Origin of the sequence: Rhodococcus sp. CX (genome assembly GCF_015865005.1) — a bacterium.
Lineage (GTDB): Bacteria > Actinomycetota > Actinomycetes > Mycobacteriales > Mycobacteriaceae > Rhodococcus.
The window spans coordinates 4,773-7,230 of the sequence record NZ_JADZGH010000269.1 but is presented as its reverse complement, the minus strand read 5'-3'; the positions used below and the strand labels follow the sequence as shown (position 1 = coordinate 7,230).

2 protein-coding genes and 1 pseudogene are annotated in these 2,458 nt (G+C 68.6%); 2 read left to right on the top strand and 1 reads right to left on the bottom strand.

Features of this window, described 5'->3' with window-relative positions:
- Positions 1-371 (top strand): acyl-CoA dehydrogenase family protein (locus tag I0Q12_RS34360; protein WP_269437718.1); only part of this gene is annotated, 371 nt, incomplete at its 5' end.
- 58 nt (positions 372-429) lie between these two features.
- Positions 430-1,261, top strand: a pseudogene (locus I0Q12_RS29925) (3-hydroxybutyryl-CoA dehydrogenase).
- Between the two features lie 127 nt (positions 1,262-1,388).
- Here I0Q12_RS29925 and I0Q12_RS29920 read toward each other — a convergent pair.
- On the bottom strand, positions 1,389-2,458 hold a 1,070-nt coding region (locus I0Q12_RS29920), incomplete at its 5' end, for a nitrate/nitrite transporter (RefSeq protein WP_231611724.1).

Genomic DNA, 2,458 nt, shown 5'->3' with positions numbered 1-2,458 from the left:
TCGACGCGGCGCTCGCCTACGTCAAGGAGCGCAAGCAGTTCGGCCGGCCGATCGCCGACAACCAGGGCGTGCAGTTCATGCTCGCCGACATGGCCATGAAGGTCGAGGCCGCCCGCCTGATGGTCTACACCTCCGCAGCTCGCGCCGAGCGCGGCGAGGGCAACCTCGGCTTCATCTCCGCCGCCGCGAAGTGCTTCGCCTCGGACGTCGCCATGGAGGTCACCACCGACGCCGTGCAGCTGTTCGGCGGTGCCGGCTACACCACCGACTTCCCCGTCGAGCGCATGATGCGCGACGCCAAGATCACCCAGATCTACGAGGGCACCAACCAGATCCAGCGCGTCGTCATGTCCCGCGCGCTGCTCCGCTGAACCCGCCGCAGTACTTTCGTCTGGACAAACTTTCGTCTCCGAGGAGTATTTCGTGGCAATTGAACTGGTAGGCGTGGTCGGCGGCGGCACGATGGGCGCCGGCATCGCCGAGGTGTGCGCCAAGGCCGGCAGTGACGTGATCGTGCTCGAAACGAGCGAAGAGTTCGCCGCCAAGGCCCTCGACCGCGTCACCACTTCGATCAACAAGGGTGTCGCCCGCGGCAAGATCAGCCAGGAGGACGCCGACGCCGCCGTCGCGCGAGTCCGCGTCACCACCGACATGGCCGATCTCGCCGACCGCGACCTGGTCATCGAGGCCGCACCCGAGATCGAGTCCCTGAAGACCGACATCTTCGCCAAGCTCGACGCGGTCGTGAAGCCGGGCGCCATCCTGGCGACGAACACGTCGTCGCTCGCGGTCATCAAGATGGCCCAGGCGACGAAGCGCCCGGGCCAGGTCGTCGGCGTCCACTTCTTCAACCCGGTGCCGGTGATGCCGCTGGTCGAGGTCATCTCGGCTCTCACCACCGACGAAGAGGCCGCGAACGTCGTCTTCGACTACGTCAAGAACACCCTCGGCAAGACGGCGGTCCGTGCGGGCGACCGCGCCGGCTTCATCGTCAACGCCCTTCTCATCCCGTACCTGTGCCAGGCGGTGCGGATGCTCGAGTCGGGCTACGCGACGAAGGAAGACATCGACGCCGCGATGAAGGGTGGCTGCGGCTACCCGATGGGTCCGCTCACGCTGCTCGACACCGTCGGCCTCGATGTCGCGCTCAACGCGGCACAGTCGCTGTACGACGAGTTCGCCGAGCCGCACCTCGCGCCGCATGGTCGACGCCGGTCGCCTCGGCCGCAAGACCGGTGAGGGCTTCTACTCCTACAAGTAGATCCTGAGCTCAGACGCCCCCGCGGTTTCCGTCCGGAACCGCGGGGGCGTTTCTGTATTCACCGAGCGGAAGGACAGCAGCGCGGTGTCGGCAGCGCGCGGATGTCTTCCGGCCGTGCGGCTTTCGGCTACGTGTTCTCGTCCGAGTCCGCCGGCTGTCGGCGCCGGTCGCCGGAACGGTCGAACAACACCTGCCGAAGCGTGCGGGGTGACACCCCCGCGACGCGGCGGGCCTTGCCGCGTGAGATCAGGATGCCGGTGATCGCGATCGCCCAGATCGGGTACTGCGCCAGCCAGGCCACCCGGAACGAATCGAACGTGTATCCGCCGAGCCGCTCGAGCACGATACCCATGACCTGCACGACGATGAGGGTCGCGAGGAAGCCGCCGATGTTCACGATGCCGTTGGCGGTGCCCAGCGCCGTGCTCGGGTTGAAGGCGCGGGCGTAGTCGAAGCCGATCATCGAACCGGGGCCGCCGACCGAGATGACGATGATCAGCAGCACCAGCAGCCACAGCGGGGCGGGGCCCGGCAACGCCAGCACCACCGACCACATGGTGACGCTGGCGAGCACGCTGCCGAGCACCAGCCAGGACCTGTGGTTCGGGAACCGCCCCGACAGCACGCCGAGGATCGGTCCGGCGAGGATGGCGGTCGCCACCGACACGGTGAGCAGCGAACCGGCCGCCGCGGCGGACAGGCCCTGCGCGGACTGCAGGTACGGGATGCCCCACATCAGCGCGAACGTGGTGACCGAGAACTGGGTGCCCATGTGCGTGAAGAACCCGAGCCGGGTGCCCGGGCGCTTCCACACGACGGCGATCTGCCCACCGACCGCGCGCAGACCGGCCGGTTCCGAGCGCACCTCGACGCCGGGCGGTGCGTCGCGCACGATCGCGACGACCAGCACACACGCGAGCACGCCGAGCGCCGCGGCGCTTCCGTACGCGGCGGTCCAGCCGGCGCCGGACAGGATCAGGACGAACGGCACCGCGGAGAGCACCTGCCCCAGCTGACCGAGGATGCCGGTCAGCTGGGACATCAGCGGTACCCGCCGCGGCTCGAACCACACCGGAACCAGCCGCAGCACCGAGATGAACGTCAGCGCGTCACCGGCGCCGACGAACACCCGGGCCGCGTAGGCGACGGGAAGCGATTCGGTGGTCGCGAGGACGAGTTGCGCGATCGCCATGACCG